Below are 22,037 nucleotides of genomic sequence, written 5' to 3' on the forward strand. Positions count from 1 at the left end.
CCGATGGAGACGATCAACACGACCTTACTGATCATCGGTGGCGGCCCCGGCGGCTACGTGGCCGGCATCCGCGCCGGCCAGCTGGGCATCCCGGCCATCGTGGTCGAAGGCGCGAACCCCGGCGGCACCTGCCTGAACATTGGCTGCATTCCGTCGAAGGCGCTGATCCACGCGGCCGACGAGTACCACAAGACCGCCACCTATGCGGCCCAGGAATCGCCGCTCGGCATCAGCGTCGAGAGTCCAAGAATCGACCTGGGGCGCACCGTGGCCTGGAAGGACGGCGTCGTCAGGCGCCTCACGGGCGGCGTCGGCGCCCTGCTCAAGAAACAAGGTGTGCGCGTAGTGCACGGCTGGGCCAGGGTCCTGGACGGCAAGACGGTCGAGGTGGAGGCCGAGGGACAGGAAACGGTGCGCATCCGCTGCGAACACCTGCTGCTGGCCAGCGGTTCGCAGGCCGTCGAGCTGCCGTTCATGCCTTTCGGCGGACTGGTGATCTCGTCGACCGAGGCGCTGTCGCAGGACAGCGTCCCGCGCCGCCTGGTGGTCGTCGGCGCCGGCTATATCGGCCTGGAGCTGGGCACGGCCTACCGCAAGCTGGGCAGCCAGGTGACGGTGGTCGAGGCGGCGGAGCGTATCCTGCCGGCCTATGACGCCGAGCTGGTCAAGCCGGTGGCCAAGTCGCTCGAGCGCCTCGGCGTCGAGCTGCGCCTGGCGACGTCGGTACTGGGCATGGAAGGCGAGCGGGTAAAAGTGCGGGACGCCTCCGGCGTGGAAGCCTACCTGGAAGCCGACAAGGTACTGGTGGCCGTCGGCCGCAAGCCGGCAACCACCGGCTGGGGCCTGGAAAACCTGATGCTCGACATGGCCGGCCGCGCGATCAAGGTCGACGAACAATGCCGCACCTCGATGCGCAATGTATGGGCGATCGGCGACCTCACGGGCGAGCCGATGCTGGCCCACCGCGCCATGGCGCAGGGCGAGATGGTGGCCGAGATCATCGCCGGCAAGCGCCGCTGGTTCCAGCCGGCGGCGATTCCGGCGGTGTGCTACACCGATCCCGAGATCGTGGTGGCCGGCATGTCGCCGTCAGAGGCGCAAGCGGCCGGCATCGATGCCATCCAGGCCAGCTTCCCGTTCAGCGCCAACGGCCGCGCGATGACGATCGAGAGTACGGATGGCTTCGTGCGCGTGGTGGCGCGCAAGGACAACCACCTGATCCTCGGCTGGCAGGCGGTGGGTGTCGGCGTCTCGGAACTGGCGGCCGGCTTCACCCAGTCGATCGAGCTGGGCGCCCAGCTGGAAGACGTCGCCCGTACGATCCACGCCCACCCGACGCTGGGCGAGGCGGTGCAGGAAGCCGCGCTGCGCGCGCTCGGCCACGCCCTGCACATCTGAGCAGATGCGCCGCCCCATGCGGGGCGGTGTTCCGGCTCATGCGGGCCGGCGGCGGGTGCGCGGCGGCGCGGCCAGCGCCGTGCCAAGGCGCAGCGCCGTGTCGACCGCGCCCTCGATCGGCGGCTGGTAGCCATCTTCGATCCAGCGCAGGGCAATGTGGATCACGCCCCCGATCACGCCTGCCTGCAGTAATTCGTCGTCTGCGGCGCCGGACCCCGCCACGCGCGCCACTTCGCGGCCGATCGCGCGCAGCGAAGCGTCGAACGCCTGGTCCACGGCGCGACTCACGCCCCGGATCTCGACCAGGAACACGCGCGCCGACTGCGGCTCGCGCTGCAGGGCCGCGAAATACGCGTGCAGCATCGCGCGCGAGCGCGCTACCCGGGCGCGTCCTGCCGCCTCGCCCGCACGCAGGATCTCGCCCAGCACGCCGTAGGTGACGGCATTGTAGGAATCGATCAGCAGCGCTTCGCTATTGGCGAAAGACTCGTAGAAATAACGTTCGGTCAGGCCGGCCGCCTCGCAGACCGCCTTCACCGTCGCCTGATGGTAGCCGCGCTCGCCGTAGACGGCGATGGCGCCCGCGATCAGGCGGCTGCGGCGCTCGGCGCGGCGCTGCTCCTGCGACTGGCCGCGGTAGGAGCGCGTGAGCGTGGAGGTAGTGGAAAGCTCTGGGTTCATCCCTCACATTTTGACACAACTTGCCGTTGGTTATCAAAATGCGATGAGTGTCGGTATCCGCGCCAGGCGATACGGCCTGGCGCGGACATCGAACTAAGGCTGGCTCCGTGCAGTACCCTGGTAGTACTCGTCGTCGTCGGCATCGGCCGCGCCTGCCTTATTCTGGCGTTCAGCGTCCCGATTGCCCGCGGGCCCCGATTGGCGGTTGCCGCCACCCTGGAAACCCCGGTCGGACTGCTCGTCGTTCGAGCCGCCAGCCAGCAGGTCGTCGGTGCGGCCGGCGGCGCTTCCCTGGCCGCTTTGCTGCATTGCGCCATCGCGCTCGCGCTGGGCCGGATCCTTGCGCTCGGCATTGGAGCCGACCTCACCTGTGGATCCGGCGCCCATAGTTGCCGCGCTGGTGGTGCCATTGGTGACCTGGTCCCAGCTGCGCCCCTTCACATCCTTGCCTTCGTTGTGCGTCGACATGGTGATCTCCTCATGTTCAATAATGTGGTACCCATCTTAGCCGCCCGGCGCATGACGGCAATAGGCGGACTGCCTCGCGGCCTGTAGGAGTTGGCGCGCCCGGCTATGGCGATGACGATTCAACACGTATTTTTGCTGCTAAGCAACATAAGTCTGATTATTGCGATACACTATCGGTTTGCGCATCTCGATTGATGCCTCTGATGCGGCTCCGCTTGCGTCTCGCCCCTCGCGAGCCGACGGCCGCGCCGCCAACCAAGAAAGACTATCCAGTGAAGAATCTAAAAATTGGCGCCCGCCTGGGGCTCGCCTTTGCCGTCGTCCTCGCCCTGCTGCTGACCATGGCCGCCACTTCCCTCACCCGCATGCAGACCGCGGGCGACCTGACCTACCGCCTGGTCAACACCAGCACCAAGAACCAGTTCACGACCTCGGAATGGCGCAAGGTGATCGAGGTAAACGATGCCATGATCGGCACCATCTACCATGCGCATGACGCCGGCGTGGTGGCGCAGCTCGAACCACGCCTGCGCGCCAACGTGCGCCAGGCCGAAGCCCTGCAGGCCGACGTCGACGCCAACCTGCTCAACCCGAAGGTGCGCGTGTTCCTCGACCGGGCCAAGGAATTGCGCGGGGCCTATGACGGCGCGCGCGACGCCGTGCTCGAGGCCAAGCTGGCGGGCGATCCGGCCCGCCTCGATCAGGCCTATAACGTGCAGTTCGTGCCGCGCGCCCACGCCTTCGAGGCCGCGCTGACAGAATTCGCCACGCGCCAGGGCACGGCCACCGCCGGCGTTGGCGCCACCATCCTGGCGTCCTACGCCGAGACCCGCATCATCCTGCTGGTGCTCGCCGTGGCCGCCGTCGCCCTGGGCGCCGGCTTCGCCTGGTTCATCACCCGTTCGATCACCGCGCCGCTGCGCCGGGCGGTCGAAGTGGCCGAGCGCGTGGCCGACGGCGACCTGGGCAGCCGGGTCGAGGCACAGGGCCGCGACGAGGTCGCGCAGCTGATGGAGGCGCTGAGCCGCATGAACGGCAGCCTGGCCACCATCGTCGGCCAGGTGCGCGACGGCAGCGCGGCGATCGCGCAGGCATCCGGCGAAATCGCCAGCGGCAACCAGGACCTGTCGAGCCGCACCGAGCAGCAGGCCGGCTCGCTGGAAGAAACCGCGGCCTCGATGGAAGAACTCACGTCCACCGTGCGCCAGAACACCGAGCATGCGCGCCGCGCCAACGGACTGGCCGCCAGCGCCGCCGGCGTGGCCGGCGAAGGCGGCAAGATGGTGGACGACGTGGTCGGCACCATGGGCCGCATCGACGCCTCGTCGCAGCGCATCGTCGACATCATCGGCGTCATCGACGGCATCGCCTTCCAGACCAATATCCTGGCCTTGAATGCGGCGGTCGAAGCGGCCCGCGCCGGCGAGCAAGGGCGTGGTTTCGCGGTCGTCGCCGGCGAGGTGCGCACCCTGGCCCACCGCTCGGCCGCCGCGGCCAAGGAAATCAAGGGCCTGATCGACGATTCGGTGAACCAGGTCCAGCAAGGCACGCAGCAGGTGGCGCGCGCCGGCGCGACCATGGGGCAGATCGTGGACGGCATCCGCCAGGTCACGGTGATCATGGGCGAGATCGCCGCCGCCAGCGAAGAGCAAAGCGCCGGCATCGAACAGGTCAACACCGCCATCGCCGAGATGGACCGGGTGACCCAGCAGAACGCGGCCCTGGTCGAACAGGCGGCCGCCGCTGCCGATGCGATGCGCGAGCAGGCCGGGCAGCTGTCGGCCGTGGTCGGCACCTTCCGCCTCGGGACTGGTGAAGCCGCCAGGACTGCGCCGCAGCAGCAACCGGTACGCGCCGCCCTGCCGGCCTGACGGATCGGCCCACGGCGGCGGCCTGCCGCTACGGCAAATTGCAACATGCGTAGTACTACGCATGTTGCAAATTTGCCGCAATGCAATTGTCTTGCCGGTTTTGCGGGTTATACTAGGGGTCTACTATATGGCGCCGCGCGCGGCGCTTGCCGGTCCGGCCGCGCCCGCGGCCAGCCTGCAGTCACCAAGCAGACTGGAAACTACCCTCGTGAAAAAACTGAATATCGGCGCCCGCCTGGGCCTTGGCTTTGCCATTGTTCTCATACTCTTGCTCGCCATGAGCGCCACCGCCCTCACGCGCATGCAATCGGCGGCGGACCTGACCGACCGCCTGGTCAATACCAGCATCAAGAACCAGCGCAGCGTCGCCGAGTGGCGCCGCAACATCGAAATCAACAGCGCCATCAATGAAACCGTCTACTATGCGTCCGACGCAGCCATCCTTGACGTGGTCGGCCCCAAGCGCCAGGCGATCACCAGCCGGTCCAACGTGCTGCAGAAGGACATCGAGGAATCGCTGCGCAACCCAGCCGTGCGCGACCAGTTCAAGCTCGTCAAGGAAGAACGCCTCGGCTACATGGCCGCGCGCGACGCCCTGTTCCAGGCCAAGCGCGAAGACAATCGCGCCCGGCTCGACGATATCTACCGTGATCAGCTGAGTCCACGCACCGTGTCCTACCTGGCCACGGTCGACAAGTTCGCCAATATGCAGATTATCGCCGCCGACGGCGTGGCCCAGGCTATCCTGGCGTCTTACGCCAGCACCCGCGTGATCCTGTTCACGCTGGGCGGCGCGGCCCTGCTGCTGGGCGCCGCCTGCGCCTGGTTTATCAGCCGCTCGATCACGGCGCCGCTGCGCCAGGCGGTCGAGGTGGCCGAGCGCGTGGCCGGCGGCGACCTGACCAGCCGGTTCAGCCGCCAGGTGCTCGAGCGCGGCGACGAGGTCGGCCAGCTGATGTCGGCGCTGTCGCGCATGAACGGCAGCTTGGCGTCCATCGTCGGCCAGGTGCGCGACGGCACCGTCACCATCGCCACCGCCTCGGACGAGATCGCGAGCGGCAACCAGGATTTGTCGAGCCGTACCGAACAGCAGGCCGGCTCGCTGGAAGAAACCGCGGCCTCGATGGAAGAACTCACCTCGACCGTGCGCCAGAACACCGAGCACGCCCGACGCGCCAACGGCCTGGCCGCCACCGCCGCCGGCGTGGCCGGCGAAGGCGGCCGCATGGTGGCCGAGGTGGTCGGCACCATGGGCCGCATCGACGCTTCGTCGCAGCGCATCGTCGACATCATCGGCGTCATCGACGGCATCGCCTTCCAGACCAATATCCTGGCCCTGAATGCGGCGGTCGAAGCGGCCCGCGCCGGCGAGCAAGGCCGTGGTTTCGCGGTCGTCGCCGGCGAGGTGCGCACCCTGGCCCACCGCTCGGCCGCGGCGGCCAAGGAGATCAAGAGCCTGATCGACGATTCGGTCGGCCAGGTCCAGCAAGGCACGCAGCAGGTGGCGCGCGCCGGCGCCACCATGGAGCAGATCGTCCAGAGCATCGAGCAGGTCACCGTGATCATGGGCGAGATCGCCGCCGCCAGCGAAGAGCAAGGCGCCGGCATCGAGCAGGTCAATACCGCCATCGTCGAGATGGACCGCGTGACCCAGCAGAACGCGGCCCTGGTCGAAGAAGCGGCTGCCGCCGCCGATGCGATGCGCGGCCAGGCGGCGCAGCTGTCCGCGGTGGTCGGCACCTTCCGGTTGGAACACGGCGTCAGCGCGCCGGCGTCTGCACGCCGCACGGCGCTCGCCGCGCGTCCCGCGTTGGCGGCTTGAGGCCGCGCCACGGCGATAGGTTTTACGCAAGACAAACACACCTGTCGCATTGATCGTTCGACCAGAAAGCAGCGTCCAGCGTTGCATTCTGGTCGCACTTTTGTTCAATAACTTACAGGACACTATTGCCTGTAGTCACGAACTGCTAGACTGGCAGACTTTGCATCCTCTGACGCAATTCTATTTGCTAAAAAGAACAATAAGAGGATGTTCTACCCAGGACGGGTAAGCATCGGTCTACACAGGAGTCGTCTCATGAAAGCAATGCAAGTCCGCCCAGCGCAAAAGCTGCTGGTGGCGGCGGTATCCGGTATCGTCTGCAGCATCGCCCACGCCCAGCAAGTTCCCCCTACGCAGGACAATGACACGGCCCTGCCGGAAGTCGTCGTCACCGCCCAGCGCACCGCGTCTCTGGCGTCGCGTACCCCGGTCGCAGTCAGCGTCGTCACCGGCGAGCAGTTGCGCGACCTCGGCGCCATCAGCCCGGCCGACATCGGTCCGCGCCTTCCGAACGTGCACATCGACCAGGCCTTCTCGGGCCTGCGCGTCACGATCCGCGGCATCAGCAACAACGACACCACCGACAAGGGCGACCCATCGGCTGCCTTCATGCTCGACGGCGTCTATATCGCCCGTCCGGCCGGCCAGAGCGCCAACCTGCTCGACGTCGACCGCATCGAAGTGCTGCGCGGCCCGCAGGGCACCCTGTACGGCCGCAATACCACCGCTGGCCTGGTCAACGTGATCTCGAACGCCCCGACCGACCGCCTCGAAGGCGCGCTCGACCTCGAGGCCGGCACCTATGGACGGCGCAAGGTCGACGGCGTGATCAACGTCCCCGTCAACGAGGCGCTGTCGGTGCGCGCTGCCGTGAGCCAGCTGCGCCAGGACCCATTCCTGAACAACGGCCAGGGCACGCCGCACCGTCCGGGCATGGACCGCGACGAACGCGATGCGCGCCTCTCCGCCAAACTCAAGCTCAACCGCGACGCGACCCTGGTGGTGCGCTACGACCACGGCGAGACCGAAGGCAATAACGACCGCATCGTCCCCGACACCAACTTCTTCACCGGCGTGGCCAGCGGCCGGCCAGTGTGGCGTGACAGCACCACCGACGAGCGCCTGACCAACAGCTTCCGCCCGCCGAACATGACCCCGGTGCAGGGCTGGCACGACCGCCGCGCGCGCGGCCTGTCGGCCGACCTGAGCTGGGACCTCGGTCCGGCCACCGTGTATTACCTGGGCTCGCACCGCAAGCTGGACCAGGCAATCCGCCAGAACTACTATTACCGCGTGGCCCCGACGCTGGCTCTCGGCGTGGTCAACAACTACGATGGCCACAACGAGCAGGATTCGCACGAGCTGCGCATCGCTACCAATGGCAGCGGTCCGCTCAGCGCACAGGCCGGCCTGTACTATTTCAGCGAAGACTCGAACACCTCGTATGCCTTCCAGGGCCTGCAGCCGGTCGGCCTGCCGCCGTATTACTCGTTCCCGCTGCACACCCAGGCAGAAAGCCGCGCAGTCTTCGGCCAGCTGACCTGGCGCGTGCTGGACGGGCTGCGCCTGACGGCCGGCGCGCGCCGTACCCAGGATGACAAGGACCGCGTCGGATCGACCGACTTCCAGCAGGGACCGGTTTTCAACCCGGCCACCGACCGCCGCCTGCCGAACGCCGCCGAGCTGTCTACCTCGCGCACCACCTGGCGCCTGGGCGCCGAATATGACCTGGCCCCTGGCACGCTGCTGTACGGCAGCCTGGCGACCGGCTACAAGGCCGGCGGTTTCAACGACGGCTGCGTGGCCGGCGCCAATGTCGGCGGCGTCGCCTGCCCGGCCGTCGCCGCGGTCGAGCAGGATTACCTGTATTACCAGCCCGAGCAATTGCGCGCCTGGGAGGCCGGCCTCAAGTCGCGCCTGCTGGACGGGCGGCTCAGTTTCAACGCCGCCGCCTTCTACTACGACTACACCAATCTGCAGCTGAGCAGCAATGCGATCGTCTCGGGCGCCCCGCGCCTGTTGACGGGCAATGCCGGCCAGGCCCGCTCGCGCGGCCTGGAGCTGGACGGCGAACTGCGGGTCGGCGCCAACGGGCGCCTGCGCTACGGCGCTACCTTCCTCGACGCCCACTACGCGGCCTATCACCCGAACGTCGGCGTGTCCTGGGCCGGCCGCAAGCTGGACCGCGCGCCGAGCCACGTCTACACCCTGGGCTACGAGCACCGCTTCCAGCTGCTGGACGGGCAGCTGCATGCCGGTGTGTTCTCGCGCCGCAGCGCCGATTACGCGATCACGATCCCGAGCAACCTGCTGGAATACCGCATCCCGGCGCATACCACGACCGATGCCACCCTGCGCTACCAGCCGGAGGCGGCGAACTGGAGTCTGTTGGCGCGGGTGCGCAATCTCGAGAACTCGGTGCGGCCGTCGCTGATCGACAGCTTCGGCATGGCCACGCCGACCGCGCCGCGCACCGCCGACGTGCGCCTGGACCTGCGCTTCTGACCCAGGGCCGCATTCCAACGATATTTACCGCCGTAGCAGGAGACCATATGCACCGCGATGCACCCCATCTGCCTTCCGCGCCTTCGCCGTCCATGCGCGCCGATCCGCCCGCCGATCTTGCCGTCGCCGGCATGCTGGCAGGCGCCGACGGGCCGCAGGAGCTGGCCGAACGCATCGCCGCCGTCAATCGCGAGCTGGCGCGCTGGGACAGCAATGGCGGCCTGGCGCACTGGCAGCCGGGCCCCGGCCTCGATCCGCGCGCCGCGGCGGCGCTGAAGGATTACCTGGCCGGCTGCCTGGCCCTGCCCGCGTGGGCCGAGCCGGAGCGCATCGCGCGCGCGGAAAGCCTGTTCATGGACATGAGCATGCTGTCCTGCACCCTGCTGTTCTGCGCCAGCCTGCCCGAATGCTATGTGCTGCCCGACCTGTCGGCCGTGCTGCACGCCGCCGGCCAGCTCGAGGCGCACACCGACTACCGGGTACGCGCCACCGCCGCCATGATCTTCCCTGTGATGCTGGCGGGCGGGCTGACCGCCAGCGAGGGCGCCGGTGTGGCCCAGGCGCTGAAGGTCAGGCTGATCCACGCCACCATCCGCCACCTGATCCTGCGCGGTTCGCCCGAGGATTCGCTCGGCGCCGGTCCCGTGCGGCCGCTCCTGCCGGCCGGCGGCGGCATCTATCACACGCTGTATGCCCACGGCTGGGATACCGCGCGCAACGGCCTGCCGTGCAACCAGGAAGAGCTGGCCTATACGCTGCTGACCTTCCACTATGTGTTCCTGCGCAGCCTGCGCAAGCTGGGCCTGGGCCTGGAGCGCCGGGACGAGGAAGACTACCTGCATGCCTGGAACGTCCTGGGTCACATGCTCGGCATCGAGCGCGCCCTGATGCCCGAGAACATGGAACAGGCGCAGCAGGCGTTCCAGGACATCCAGGCGCGCGGCCGGGAACTGGTGCGCGCGCCGGATTCGCGTCCGGCCCTGGCGGCGGCGCTGATGCGCGCCATGGAAGACGAGATTGAACTGCGCCTGTTCAAGCCCTTCCCCACCCTGCTCACGCGCCACCTGTGCGGACGCGACGCCAGCGCCGACCTGGGACTGAACAAGCGCCAGCCGCTGTTGTCGCGGCTCGTGTTTACATGCGGCCTGGCCCTGGTGCGCGCCATCGACGCCACCGTGCGCCTCCTGGTGCCGGGCTTCTCGATCAGCCGCATGCTCACGCGCGCCTTCGGCTACCGCCTGGTGACCCGCTTTCTGATGGACCAGACCCGGCCCCTGCGCCTGCCCGACGCGCTGCTGGTCCAGGTGCAGGATGCGCTCGGCCAGTGGCGTTACGACCCGCGCGCCCCGCGCTGGATGAACCGGCTCGAGGCGAAGCTGGCCGGGCACGGCACACGGCCTGCTGCGGACGCGAGCGCTGACGCCGACGCGGACAAACGGGCGGCTTGAGCATGCGCGCCCTGTCCTTCTTCCTCGGCCTGGCGCTCTGCCTTTTCCTGTCCGCCGGCGCCGCCGGCGCTGCCCCCGCCAGCGTAGCGCTCCTGGCCGCCGACACCCCGGCGGTGGAAGGCTGGCCCGCGGCGAGCCTGCTGCGCGACACCAGCAAGACCCTGGACGCGGCCGGCGCCCTGGCCGCGCCGGAACGCTTCACGGCGCCCGACAAGGCGTATGGCACCCTGGGCCTGCATCCGGCGCCGAGCTGGATCCGGATCCCGTTCCGCGTCGCTGCGGATGCGCCCTCGAACTGGGTGGTGCAATTCGACGTCGCGCTGCTGGAATACCTCGACGTCTACCTGGTCGAGGGCACTGATCTGCGCAAGCTGGCCGCCACCGGCCGGCGCCAGGACATGGAAGGCGCCCTTAAGGGACGCGTGCCCGCGATCGCGCTCGAGCTCACGCCGGGCCACGACTACACCCTGCTGGTACGGGTGCAGTCGCGCGGTCCGAAGCTGCTGCCGGTGACTTTCTTCCACCCGGACGCCTTCCATCGCGTCTCGCTCGAAGAACAGATGCTGCAGGGACTGCTGTTCGGCATCGCCATCTGCCTCGTACTCTACAGCCTGGGGCAGTGGGTGACCCTGCGCGACGCGCTGTTCTTCAAGTATGCGCTGTTCATCGGCGGCCTGACCGTCTACCTCACCATCTGGTACGGCACGGCCGAGCAGTTCCTGTGGCGCGATCATTTGTGGCTCAGCGAGCATATGATGGGGATCGCGTCGATGATCGGCTCGGTCGGCGCCTACCTGTTCGTCGAGCAGATCATGGCGCGGCCCGGACGCGACCGCAAATTCCGGATCGTGATGCGCAGCGGCGCGGCGATCTGCGCGCTGTCCGCCGTGGCCTGGGCCTTCGACTGGATCGCGCACCTGCCGATGATCGTCATCACCTCCACCGTCGGCGCGGTGCCGATGCTGCTGGGCGTGCCGGCGGCGTTCCGGCGCATGCGCGAACGCGACGCGATCGGCACCTATTTCCTGATCAGCTGGGTGGCCAGCTACGGCGGCACGATCACCCAGACCCTGCTCGCCGCCGGCGAGGTGCCCGTCAACTTCTGGACCGCCCACTCGCTGCAGCTGGGGATCACCTTCGACATGCTGGTCTTCATGCGCATCCTGAGCCTGCGCGCCAAGGCGCTGCGCGAGGCGATGCAGCGCGCCGAGACCGAGGCGCGCATGAAGTCCGAGTTCCTGGCCAATATGAGCCACGAGATCCGCACCCCGATGAACGCCATCATCGGCATGAGCCGGCTGGCCCTGATGGCCGACCCGAACCCCAGGCTGCGCAACTACGTCTCCAAGATCCTGGGCGCCGGCGAACACCTGCTGGGCATCATCAACGACATCCTCGACCACTCGAAGATCGCGGCCGGCAAGATGTTGGTCGAGGCGGTGCCGTTCTCGCTCGACGAGATGCTCGAACAGCTGTCCAACCTGGTCGGGGTGAAAACCGACGCCAAGGGCATCGAGCTGGTGTTCCGGGTCGGGCCGGGTGTACCGGCGCGGCTGGTGGGCGATCCGCTGCGCCTGGGCCAGGTGCTGATCAACCTGACCGGCAACGCCGTCAAGTTCACCGAACGCGGCGAGATCGTGGTCGCGGTCGAGGCGCGGCCCGGTGCGGCCGGCGACGGCCGGGTCATGCTGGCGTTCTCGGTCAATGACACCGGCATCGGCATGACCGCCGGCCAGCTCGAATACCTGTTCGACTCCTTCACCCAGGCCGACAGCTCGACCACCCGCCAATACGGCGGCACTGGCCTGGGCCTGTCGATCTCGCGCCAGCTGGTCGAACTCATGAGCGGGACGATCTCGGTCCAGAGCACGCCCGGCGCCGGCAGCTGCTTCACCTTCACCGTCCCGCTGGGGATCGACGACGGCCAGGGCGGCGCAGGCGCGCTGCGTCCGGCGATCCTGACCGACCTGCGCGCGCTGGTGGTCGACGACAGCGCCAGCGCGCGCGCCGCGCTGGCCGAGATGCTCGACACCTTCGGCGCGCAGGCCGACAGCGCAGCCTCGGGCGAGGAATGCCTGCGCATGCTGGCCGCGGCCCAGGCCGAAGGCCGCCCCTACCAGATCGTGCTGATGGACTATCTGATGCCCCACCTGGACGGCATCGCCACCATCCGTCGCATCCCGGCCTACGTGGCCGGGGCCACGCCGCCGGCGATCCTGATGGTGTCGGCCGTCGGCCGCGAGGCGGTGCTGGAAACGGCCGGGGAACTGCCGGTCGACGCCTTCCTCAACAAGCCGGTCGGCCCCGCGCTGCTGTACCACAGCATGCTGCAGGTGCTGCATCCGCAGGCCGCGCCGTTTCATGACAGCATCAACGAAGGCGCCAACCGCAAGCCGCCGGGCATCATGGCCGACCTGCCGCGCCTGGACGGTGCGCGCATCCTGCTGGCCGAGGACAACGCCAACAACCGCGAGGTCGCGCTCGACTTCATGGCGGCCGCGCGCATGCAGGTCGACGTCGCCTTCAACGGCGTGGAAGCGGTGCGCATGGCGCGCGAAGGCGACTACGACCTGGTGCTGATGGACATCCAGATGCCGGAGCTGGACGGCCACGCCGCCACGCGCGAGATCCGCCTCGATCCACGCCTGCGCACGCTGCCGATCGTGGCCATGACGGCGCACGCCATGGCCAGCGACCGCGCGCAAAGCCGCCTGGCCGGCATGAACGACCACGTCACCAAGCCGATCGACCCCGACCTGCTGTTCTGCACCCTGCTCAAGTGGATCGACCCGGCCCGCCTGGCCGGCCGCGCCATTCCGCAGGCTTCCCGGCAAGAGTCGGAGACGGCGGCGTCGGCGACCGCCGCGCGCGCCCTGCCGGCCGTGCCGGGCATCGACTGGCGCCTGGCCCTGGACAATGTCGACGGCCAGCGCAGCCGGCTCGAGAAGCGCGCCGGCAGTTTCGTGCGCGAGTACGGCAGCGCGCCCGACATCCTGCGCGAAGCGCTGAACGGCGGCGACCATGCGCGCATGCAGTCGCTGGCGCACAACCTCAAGTCGAGCGCGGCCTATATCGGCGCCTTCGAGCTGTCCGCTGCCGCCGGCCGCCTCGACCAGGACCTGCGCGCCGGGCTGCATGAACGGATCGGGGTCCAGGTGCCGGCGCTGATCGCCGCCGCCGGGCCGGTGCTGGCCGGCCTGGCCCAGCTGGCGGCCGCCGGCCGGCCGCAGCCGTCCGATCCACAGGCACTGGCGGAGGTATTCGCCCGCATGGAGGCCTGGCTGCGCGCCGACGACGCGCGTGCCGAGGACGCGCTGGACCAGCTCGAGGCACTGCTGGCCGGTGGCCCCTACGCCCAGGAGCTGGCCCCGCTGCGGCGCGCGATCGACGAGGTCGAATACGAAGCCGCGCTCGCGCCGCTGGCGCGCCTGGCCCGGCAGCTGACGCCCCAGGCGGCGGGCAGCGTCTAGCATCGGGCCGGTACTGCGCCGCGCTACCGTGCCGCGCGGCACACCGGCCCGGGGGCGCATTGGCACTGTCCACGGCAGGGTCTTCCTGCTAGACTGCCGGGCGGTTCGCCCGCCGCTTCTACCGAAAGATTCATGACCTTCACGTCATCCACCCCTCACTCACCGGCCCCTGGCGCCTTCCCGCGCCTGGCGATGGCGCTCGCGCTCGTGCTGGCCCTTCTGGTGCTCTGCATGCAGCCGGCGCAGGCGGCGCCGCTGCAGCTGGCGCGCGACGCCCAGGTGATCGAGGCCTGGCCGGCCGTGACGGTCCTGCACGACGCGGACAACCGGCTGGACGCGGCGGCCGCGCTGGCGGCGCCGGAGCGCTTCGAACAGCCGCGCACCGCCTACGCCAGCCTGGGCATGCTGCCCGGGACCACCTGGCTGCGCATCCCGGTGACGGTGCCGAAGGACGCCACCAATGGCTGGGTCCTGCAGGTCGACTATGCCCTGCTCGACGAACTGGATGTCTACCTGGCCCGCCCCGCGGGCCTCGAAAAAATCGCCAGCTTGGGCCGCATGCAGGCGCCTTCCGGCGAATCCCTCGCCGGCCGGGTGCCGGGCGCCCTGCTGCGCCTGACGCCCGGCGCCGATTACACGGTCTTGCTGCGCGTGCGCTCGGTGGGCCCCAAGATCCTGCCGATCACGTTCATGCAGCCGCATGCCGTGCTGCCCAATGCGCTGGGCGAGCAGATCCTGCAAGGGCTGTTGCTGGGGCTGCGCATCACCCTGTTCCTGTACGCGATCGGCCAGTGGATCACGCTGCGCGACCACCTGTTCGGCAAGTACGCGCTGCTGGCGGCCGGGGTGACCGTGTACTCGGCCGCGTGGTTCGGGATCGCCGGCCAGTACGTCTGGCCCGGCAACGCCTGGCTGCTCGAACACGGCGCCGGCATCGCATCGATCCTGGCCTCGTGCGGGGCCTACCTGTTCGTCGAGCAGTCGCTGGCCCGCCCCGGGCGCGACCGCATCTTCAGTCTCCTGATGAAGACCCTGGCCGCCCTGTGCATGGTGACGGCGCTGGGCTTCGGCCTTGGCCTGATCAGCCATCGCTACCTAGTCATGATCGTCGGCACGCTGGGCATCCTGCCGATGCTGCTCGGCCTGCCCGGCGCCTTCCGCCGCGCGCGCGCCGGCGACATGGTCGGCACCTATTTCCTGATCGGCTGGGCCGGCGCCTTCGCCTGCGCGCTGGTCACCGCCCAGCTGATCAACGGCAGGCTGCCGGCCAACTTCTGGACCATGCACGCGCTGGTATTCGGCAGCACCTTCGACATGCTGGTCTTCATGCGCATCCTGGGGCTGCGCACCAAGGCGATCCGCGAAGCGATGCTGCGCGCCGAGGCCAGCACCCGCATGAAATCCGAATTCCTGGCCAATATGAGCCACGAGATCCGCACGCCGATGAATGCCATCATCGGCATGAGCCGGCTGGCCCTGATGAGCGAACCGGCGCCCGCCCTGCGCAACTACCTGGGCAAGATCCTCGGCGCGAGCGAACACCTGATGGGCATCATCAACGACATCCTCGACTTCTCGCGCATCGAAGCCGGTAAACTGCATCTCGAGGAAGTGCAGTTTGACCTGAACGAGCTGCTCGAACACCTGTCCAGCCTCACTGCGGTCAAGGCCGAAGCCAAGGGCCTCGAGCTGGTGTTCCGCGTGGGGCCGGATGTGCCGACCCACCTGGTCGGCGACCCGCTGCGCGTGGGCCAGGTGCTGATCAACCTGACCGGCAACGCCGTTAAGTTCACCGAGCATGGCGAGATCGTCGTGGCGGTCGATGCGGTGAAGTCAGTCGCTGGGCGCGTGACGCTGGCGTTCTCGGTCAGCGACACCGGAATCGGCATGACCGAGGAGGCCATCGGGCGCCTGTTCCAGTCGTTCAGCCAGGCCGACAGCTCGACCACCCGCAAGTATGGAGGCACCGGCCTTGGCCTGTCGATCTCGCGCCAGCTGGTGGAACTCATGGGCGGCGACATCGCGGTGCGCAGCACGCCGCGCAAGGGCAGCTGCTTCACCTTCAGCGTGCCGCTCGGGATCGCCACTGGCCAGTCCGCCGCCGCCCCTGTGCGCCAGGCGCTGTTGCAGGACGTGCGCGCGCTGGTGGTGGACGATAGCGCCACCGCCCGCAGCGCGCTGTCCGAGATGCTGGCCGGGCTCGGCGTGCGGGCCGACACCGCGGCCTCGGGCGAGGATTGCCTGGCGCTGCTGGCGCGCGCGGACGCCGCCGGCCAACCCTACCAGGTCGTGCTGATGGATTACCTGATGCCGGGGCTGGACGGGATGGAGACGATCCGCCGCATCCGCCGCTGCGCGCAAGACCACGGGCACGACTGCCCACCGCCCGCGATCCTGATGATCTCGGCCTGCACCCGCGAGACCGTGATGGAAGAGGAAGGCGAACTGCCGGTCGACGCCTTCCTGCACAAGCCGGTCGGTCCTGCACTCCTCTATCACAGCCTGCTGCAAGCCCTGCACCCGCAGCTCGGCCCCATCGAACCTATGGAAAAATATTTACCGGCCATGGCCGACCTGCCGCGCCTGGATGGCGCGCGCATCCTGCTCGCCGAGGACAATGCCAACAACCGCGAGGTGGCGCTCGAATTCATGGCCGCCGCCAGCATGCAGGTGGACGTCGCCTTCAACGGCGTGGAAGCGGTGCGCATGGCCCGCGCCGGCGACTACGACCTGGTGCTGATGGACATCCAGATGCCCGAAATGGACGGCCTCACGGCGACCCGCGAAATCCGCCTCGACGCGCGCCTGCGCGAACTGCCGATCGTGGCCATGACCGCGCATGCGCTGGCCAGCGACCGCGCGCTGAGCCGCCTGGCCGGCATGAACGACCATGTCACCAAGCCGATCGATCCCGACCTGCTGTTCTGCACCCTGCTCAAGTGGATCGACCCGGCGCGCCTGGAAGGACGCCCGCCGCTGCAGGGGCTCGAGCCCGGCGTCCAGCCGGCGGCGCAGATCGGGGGGCTCGGCCAGGACCTCGCGCTGGCGGCGCTGCCGGCGGTGCCCGGCATCGACTGGCGCCTGGCCCTGGACAAGGTCGACGGCCAGCGCCGCCGCCTGGAAAAGCGCGCCGGCAGCTTCGTGCGCGAATACGCGGGTGCACCGCGCATCCTGCGCGACGCGCTCGCGGCGGGCGACCATATGCGCCTGCAGGGGCTGGCGCACAACCTGAAGTCGAGCGCCGCCTACGTCGGCGCCTTCGAGCTGGCCGGCGCCGCCAGCCGCCTGGAACAGGACCTGCGCGCCGGCCAGCTGGAACGGGTCGGCATCCAGGTGCCGGCGCTGGTGGCGGCCGCCGAATCGGTGCTGGCGGGCCTGGCCCAGCTGGCCGCCGCCACCCTGCCCAAGCCGAGCGATCCAAAGGCGCTGGCGGCGGTCATCGCCCGCCTCGAGGACCACCTGCGCAGCGACGATGCGCGCGCCGAGGACGGGCTGGCCCAGCTCGAAGCGCTGCTCGCGGCCAACGTCGACCCGGACCTGTACGACGCCGCGCTCGATGGCGTGCGGCGCGCGGTCGCCGATATCGAGTATGCTGCCGCGCTGGCGCCGCTGTATGCGCTGGCGGCGCAACTCGATATCAGTCATGGCCTCAGCCTCGAAAGTAGCCGATGAACTTAGTGGAGAGCCAGAAGGTGCTGGTGGCGGACGACGACGCCATCAATCGCGAAGTGCTGGGCGAGTTGCTCAAGCCCGAATACACGGTGCTGCTGGCCCGTAACGGCGCCCAGACCCTGGAGCGCGCCGCGCGCCACCTGCCCGACCTGATCCTGCTGGACGTGATGATGCCCGACATGGACGGCTATGAGGTGCTGCGCCGCCTGCGCGACGCCCCGCAGACGGCCCATATCTCGGTAATCTTCATCTCGGGCCTGGACCGCCCCGAGGACGAGGCCAACGGCCTCAAGATGGGCGCCTCGGACTATATCGTCAAGCCCTTCAACCAGACCGTGGTGATGGCGCGCGTGGCGCTGCACCTGCAGGTGGTGCGCCAGCGCCGCATGCTGGAACGGCTCGCGAACATCGACGGCCTGACCGAACTGGCCAACCGCCGCCGCTTCGATGAGATGTACGGCCTCGAATGGCAGCGTGCACGGCGTTCGGGGCGTCCGCTGTCGCTGGCCCTGCTCGACATCGACGCCTTCAAGCAGTTCAACGACCGCTACGGCCATCCGGCCGGCGACCGCGCGCTGCGCTCGGTGGCGCGGGTGGCCGGCGCCGCCATGCGTCGCCCGGGCGACCTGGCTGCGCGCTACGGCGGCGAGGAATTGCTGCTCCTGATGCCCGAAACCGACGCGCTCGAAGCACGCCGGGTTGCGGAAGCGGTGCGCGAGGCTGTGATCGCCCTGAACATCGCGCACGAGGCGTCGGGCGTGGCGCCGCTGGTGACGGTGAGTATCGGTGGCGCCACGCTCGATCCGGAGGGCGACGAAGGGCAAGCCGAGCTGTTCGAGGTGGCCGATGCCCAGCTGTACCGCGCCAAGCAGAGCGGACGCAACCAGGTGTGGTGGCGCGACGGCGACGCTACCGTCTGACGATTACTGCGCCTTGGCGCGCTTCTTGAAAGTCGCCACCCGGTACAGATACCAGCCTAGCAGGCCGATCAGGATCGCCTTCGACACCGGATCGACATATTGCGCCACCCGTTCATACTGGCTTTCCAGCATGTAGCCGGCACCGGTCAGGATGCCGGTCCAGACCAGCGAACCCACCGTCGAGTACAGCAAGAACTGTCCCATCGGCATGCCGGCCAGGCCGGCCGGCACCGAGATCAGGGTGCGAATGGCCGGGATCAGGCGCCCGAACAGCACGACCTTGCGTCCATGCTTCTCGAATGATTCCATCGCATGCTCGATGTCGCCGTGGGTCACGGTCAGCCAGCGCGCATGCTTGTCGGCAAATTTTTCCAGGCGCTCCTTGCCGTAGATCTTGCCGGCGTAATACCAGGGCAAGGCCCCGGCCACCGAGCCCGCCGTCCCAGCGATCAGCACGCCGAACACGCTCAGGTCGCCGCGCGCGGCGACGAAGCCGGCAAACGGCATGATGAGTTCGGACGGGATCGGCGGGAAAATATTTTCCAACGCCATCAGGGCGAACACGGCCAGATAACCGCCGCTCTGCATGAATTCGGTGATGAAGTCGAACACGGGGCACTCCCACTGGTTAGGCAGTCTCCACCATATCCAGTTCAATAGTGCGCTTCTGTTCGCTTTCGTACGGATCGATGGCCAAGCCAGGCCGGTTCAGGCAGCGCCAGACATGGGGCGACAGGCCGATCACCTCGTGGAAGGTGCGTGTGAAATGCGACTGGTCGCAGAAACCGTGTGCATGGGCAATAGTTGTCAGCGGCGTGTCCGAGTTGACCATCGCTTCGCAGGCTGCCGCCAGCCGGCGCCGGATCACGTACATGCGCGGCGGCACGCCAACGCTGTGCTTGAAGGCGCGCGTGAAATGGCTCACGCTCAGGCCCAGTGTCGCCGCCAGGCTGGCCGTGCGCAGGGTGGCGCCCAGGTTGGCGTCGATGTAGTCGGTGACCCGCCTGACCTGCCAGCGCGGGAGGCCGCCGTGGGAAGGATCGGCGGCTCGGTGCTCGGCTACGGGCCGGAACGGGATGGCGATGGGGATCGATGGCGCGGTCTGCATGGGGCTCTCCAGGGTGGTCGTGTTCGAGACGATCTGGACAGCATGTTGCCGCCGACTGAAGATGTTGCACAGACAAGATAGAGCCCCCGCATACCCCCACTAAAGTGGGGGGGAGCACGCGTCAGGCGGCGCCGGCGTCCGCGAGCACGGCGCGGAAGGTTACCTCAATGAGTTGTGGCGGCAATGCAAGGCGGGTGACGCCGATCAGGTTGCTGGCGCATTGCGGCTGGTCCATGCCGTAGAACTCCTTCCTGACCTTGCCTGCCACGGCAAAGGCGGCATCGACGTCCAGCACGTAGAGCGTTTCTTCGACGACGTCGTCCAGCGTCGCGCCGAACCGGGCCAGCAGGTCGATGGCGTTACGGTAGGTCTGGCGCATCTGCTCTTCCATGCCGCGGAAGTCAAGTGGGCGCCCCTGCGCGTCGAGCGGCGCCGGTGCGACGAGTTGCCCGTCCTTGTCGTGGCCCAGCTGGCCGGACAGGTAGACCACGTCCTTGACCTGCACTGCCTGGCTGTAGCCATAGATGGACTCCCACGGGACGCCGTGGTTGGCGGTTTTCTTGCTAAGTGTAAAGTTCTTGCCCATGCTGCGTGCTCCCGGTTCGTTGGTGAAGGCGATATGCGCGCCGGGAATCCCAGAGCGCAACCGTGAACGATTCTGACAAAGGCATTACGCAGCCGTCTTGCAGGAAACTACTGTCGCGGAAGATCCAGATCAGATTTCGAGGAAACCCCGCTCGATCCCGATCGTCACGGCATGGGTGCGGTTATTGGCGCCCAGCTTGTCCATGATGCTGCGCAGGTGGCCCTTGACCGTGTCTTCGGACAGGTTCAGGGCGGCGCCGATCTGCTTGTTGCCGTTGCCGCGCGCGATCAGCTCCAGCACCTGCAGCTCGCGCACGGTCAGGCTTTCCTGGCCCAGGTGGCGCGCCAGCTCGCCGGCGATTTCGGACGGGATGTAGCGGTGGCCGGCGGCCAGCACGCGGATGGCGTCGGTCAGTTCCTTGCGCAGCGAGCTCTTGAGCAGATAGCCCTGGGCGCCGCTCTTGATCGCCTGCATGGCGCGGGCGTCGCCGCGGAAGGTGGTCAGGATGGCCAGGCAGGCCTGGGGGAATTCGGCGCGGATCGCGGCGATCGCATCCATGCCGTTCAAGTGCGGCATCTGCAGGTCGACCAGGGTGACGTGGGGCCGCAGCTTGCGGTAAAGCGCGACCGCCTCGAGGCCGTCGGCGGCCTCGCCCACCACCCGCATATCGGGCTGGCTGGCGATCACAGCCGCGATTCCTTCCCGCATCAGGGGATGGTCGTCGGCGATCAGGACGTCGATGGTGCGCTGTTGACTGTTCACGGGATTCCTCTTCTTGTTCTTCGCCGGCGACGGCCATGATGCCAGCGCCGGCACGTGGCGTCCAGTCAGCGCGGCCTGCGTGAGGTCGGATGACGTTCAAGCCTGTTCGGCACCAGCCACAGCGCCGCCAGCAGCACGTGGATCAGCGCCGCCAGCGGCGGCTGCCACAACGACACCCCCACCGCCAGCGCGTACATGGCCAGCGACAGCCGGTTCTTGGCGTTCTGCCAGGTGTGGGCGTGATCCAGGCCGGCAAGCGTTCCCAGGCGCCACGACAGCAGCATGAAGGACACCGAGCACAGGAACAGCACCACGCCGTACAGGGCCACCGGCGCCGGCGCCGTCGGGTATTCGGCCGCCCAGGCGGTCACGAACGGGATCAGCGACATCCAGAACAGCAGATGCAGGTTGGCCCACAGCGTCGCCCAGTCGACCCGTTCCACGCGCTCGAACAGTGCGTGGTGGTTTACCCAGTAGATGCCGACATAGACGAAACTCAGGGCGTAGCGCAACCAGCCCGGCACGACCGCGAGCATGTCGCCGAGGGTCGTGCCGTGCGGAGGCGTCAGCTCCAGCACCATGATGGTGAGGATGACGGCGATCACGCCGTCGCTGAACGCCTCCAGGCGGGTCTTGGTCATATGTCCTTCCTATGCCTGGTCCAGGCTGGGCCTGACCAGGTGCAGGCACAGGATCGCCACCGGCACGATCAGCGCCACGAAGCCGAACGCCAGGAACAGGAAGGCGCCCGCCGCGCAGCCAATTGCGAAGCCGAACAGCGGCCAGAAGAACTTGCTGCAGCGCGCCGTGGTGGCCGCGTCGCCGGCGCCGCGCAGCTGGTCGACGGTATCGATCACCAGCTGGGTCACGTTCCCGGTCATCATCGAGGTCGGCGCCAGGTGGGCCAGCAGCAGCTTGCTGGCCGCGCTGTGCGCGCCCATGGCCGCGGTGCCCAGCAGGCCCGCCGCCATGGCGAGCGTCGACATGTCGCGCGCCACCGGCTCGGACAGCATGCCGCAGACCATGAAGCCGATCAGCAGGACCAGTTGCAGCAGGTACGAAGGCCGGTGCGCATCCCTGCCTTGCCGCTCGCACGACGCCACCAGCAGGCGCGCCGCGGCGATGCCGAGGATGAAGGCCGGGAAGGCCAGGATCTTCAGCAGCGACGGGATGTTCGCCGGGTCGGCCAGCGAAGCGCCGAGCAGCACGAAATTGCCGGTGACGTGGGCCGTGAACAGGCCGAACAGGCCGATGAAGCCCAGGGTGTCGACATAGCCCCCGAGGAAGCCCATATTGAAACCCTGCAGGCGAGATGGAACAAGAGTA

At 68.4% G+C, this 22,037-nt stretch carries 16 protein-coding genes; 8 read left to right on the forward strand and 8 right to left on the reverse strand.

Annotated features, from left to right (window positions below; all coding sequences use genetic code 11):
- Window positions 1-3 precede the first annotated feature (3 nt).
- Window positions 4-1,398 (forward strand): dihydrolipoyl dehydrogenase, encoded by a 1,395-nt coding sequence (lpdA, locus tag AC3A6F_RS11850; protein ID WP_487680890.1) that lies wholly within the window; start codon window positions 4-6, stop codon window positions 1,396-1,398.
- Between the two features lie 36 nt (window positions 1,399-1,434).
- Here lpdA and AC3A6F_RS11855 read toward each other — a convergent pair whose 3' ends face one another.
- Together AC3A6F_RS11855 and AC3A6F_RS11860 are read right to left on the reverse strand one after the other, a co-directional pair.
- Window positions 1,435-2,079, reverse strand: a complete 645-nt coding sequence (locus tag AC3A6F_RS11855; protein WP_487680892.1) for a TetR/AcrR family transcriptional regulator — start codon at window positions 2,077-2,079, stop codon at window positions 1,435-1,437.
- 93 nt (window positions 2,080-2,172) lie between these two features.
- Window positions 2,173-2,547 (reverse strand): hypothetical protein, encoded by a 375-nt coding sequence (locus AC3A6F_RS11860; protein WP_487680894.1) that lies wholly within the window; start codon window positions 2,545-2,547, stop codon window positions 2,173-2,175.
- 272 nt (window positions 2,548-2,819) lie between these two features.
- On the opposite strand from AC3A6F_RS11860, the gene AC3A6F_RS11865 reads away from it, so the two are divergent.
- The 7 genes from AC3A6F_RS11865 to AC3A6F_RS11895 all read left to right on the forward strand — a co-directional run bounded on the left by AC3A6F_RS11865 (window position 2,820) and on the right by AC3A6F_RS11895 (window position 18,255).
- Entirely contained in the window at window positions 2,820-4,418 is a 1,599-nt protein-coding gene (locus AC3A6F_RS11865) for a methyl-accepting chemotaxis protein (protein ID WP_487680896.1), read from the forward strand.
- Between the two features lie 208 nt (window positions 4,419-4,626).
- Window positions 4,627-6,240, forward strand: a complete 1,614-nt coding sequence (locus AC3A6F_RS11870) for a methyl-accepting chemotaxis protein (RefSeq protein WP_487680897.1) — start codon at window positions 4,627-4,629, stop codon at window positions 6,238-6,240.
- Between the two features lie 255 nt (window positions 6,241-6,495).
- Window positions 6,496-8,745, forward strand: coding sequence for a TonB-dependent receptor (locus AC3A6F_RS11875; RefSeq protein ID WP_487680899.1), 2,250 nt, complete (start codon window positions 6,496-6,498; stop codon window positions 8,743-8,745).
- A 47-nt stretch (window positions 8,746-8,792) separates the two neighbouring features.
- Entirely contained in the window at window positions 8,793-10,193 is a 1,401-nt protein-coding gene (locus AC3A6F_RS11880) for an oxygenase MpaB family protein (RefSeq protein WP_487680901.1), read from the forward strand.
- A gap of 2 nt (window positions 10,194-10,195) precedes the next feature.
- On the forward strand, window positions 10,196-13,663 hold the full coding sequence (locus tag AC3A6F_RS11885) for a hybrid sensor histidine kinase/response regulator (protein ID WP_487680903.1): 3,468 nt from the start codon (window positions 10,196-10,198) through the stop codon (window positions 13,661-13,663).
- 132 nt (window positions 13,664-13,795) lie between these two features.
- Complete coding sequence (locus AC3A6F_RS11890) at window positions 13,796-17,335, forward strand: hybrid sensor histidine kinase/response regulator (protein WP_487680905.1); 3,540 nt, start codon at window positions 13,796-13,798, stop codon at window positions 17,333-17,335.
- Complete coding sequence (locus tag AC3A6F_RS11895) at window positions 17,332-18,255, forward strand: diguanylate cyclase domain-containing protein (RefSeq protein WP_487680907.1); 924 nt, start codon at window positions 17,332-17,334, stop codon at window positions 18,253-18,255. The genes AC3A6F_RS11890 and AC3A6F_RS11895 overlap by 4 nt, the downstream gene beginning before the upstream one ends.
- Window positions 18,256-18,258: 3 nt before the next feature.
- On the opposite strand, the gene AC3A6F_RS11900 is transcribed toward AC3A6F_RS11895, so the two are convergent.
- The 6 genes from AC3A6F_RS11900 to AC3A6F_RS11925 form a co-directional block, all read right to left on the reverse strand.
- Window positions 18,259-18,867, reverse strand: a complete 609-nt coding sequence (locus AC3A6F_RS11900) for a DedA family protein (protein WP_487680909.1) — start codon at window positions 18,865-18,867, stop codon at window positions 18,259-18,261.
- A 16-nt stretch (window positions 18,868-18,883) separates the two neighbouring features.
- Entirely contained in the window at window positions 18,884-19,363 is a 480-nt protein-coding gene (locus AC3A6F_RS11905) for a helix-turn-helix transcriptional regulator (protein ID WP_487680911.1), read from the reverse strand.
- Between the two features lie 121 nt (window positions 19,364-19,484).
- Window positions 19,485-19,949, reverse strand: a complete 465-nt coding sequence (locus AC3A6F_RS11910) for a Rid family hydrolase (protein ID WP_487680913.1) — start codon at window positions 19,947-19,949, stop codon at window positions 19,485-19,487.
- Window positions 19,950-20,078: 129 nt separating this feature from the next.
- Window positions 20,079-20,711: a response regulator transcription factor gene (locus AC3A6F_RS11915; protein ID WP_487680914.1), complete on the reverse strand. Its 633-nt coding sequence runs from the start codon at window positions 20,709-20,711 to the stop codon at window positions 20,079-20,081.
- Window positions 20,712-20,776: 65 nt separating this feature from the next.
- Complete coding sequence (locus AC3A6F_RS11920; protein WP_487680916.1) at window positions 20,777-21,352, reverse strand: TMEM175 family protein; 576 nt, start codon at window positions 21,350-21,352, stop codon at window positions 20,777-20,779.
- Window positions 21,353-21,361: 9 nt separating this feature from the next.
- Window positions 21,362-22,003: a YoaK family protein gene (locus AC3A6F_RS11925; RefSeq protein ID WP_487680917.1), complete on the reverse strand. Its 642-nt coding sequence runs from the start codon at window positions 22,001-22,003 to the stop codon at window positions 21,362-21,364.
- Between the last annotated feature and the right edge of the window lie 34 nt (window positions 22,004-22,037).

Source organism: Massilia sp. Soil_C_3 (assembly GCF_057657035.1).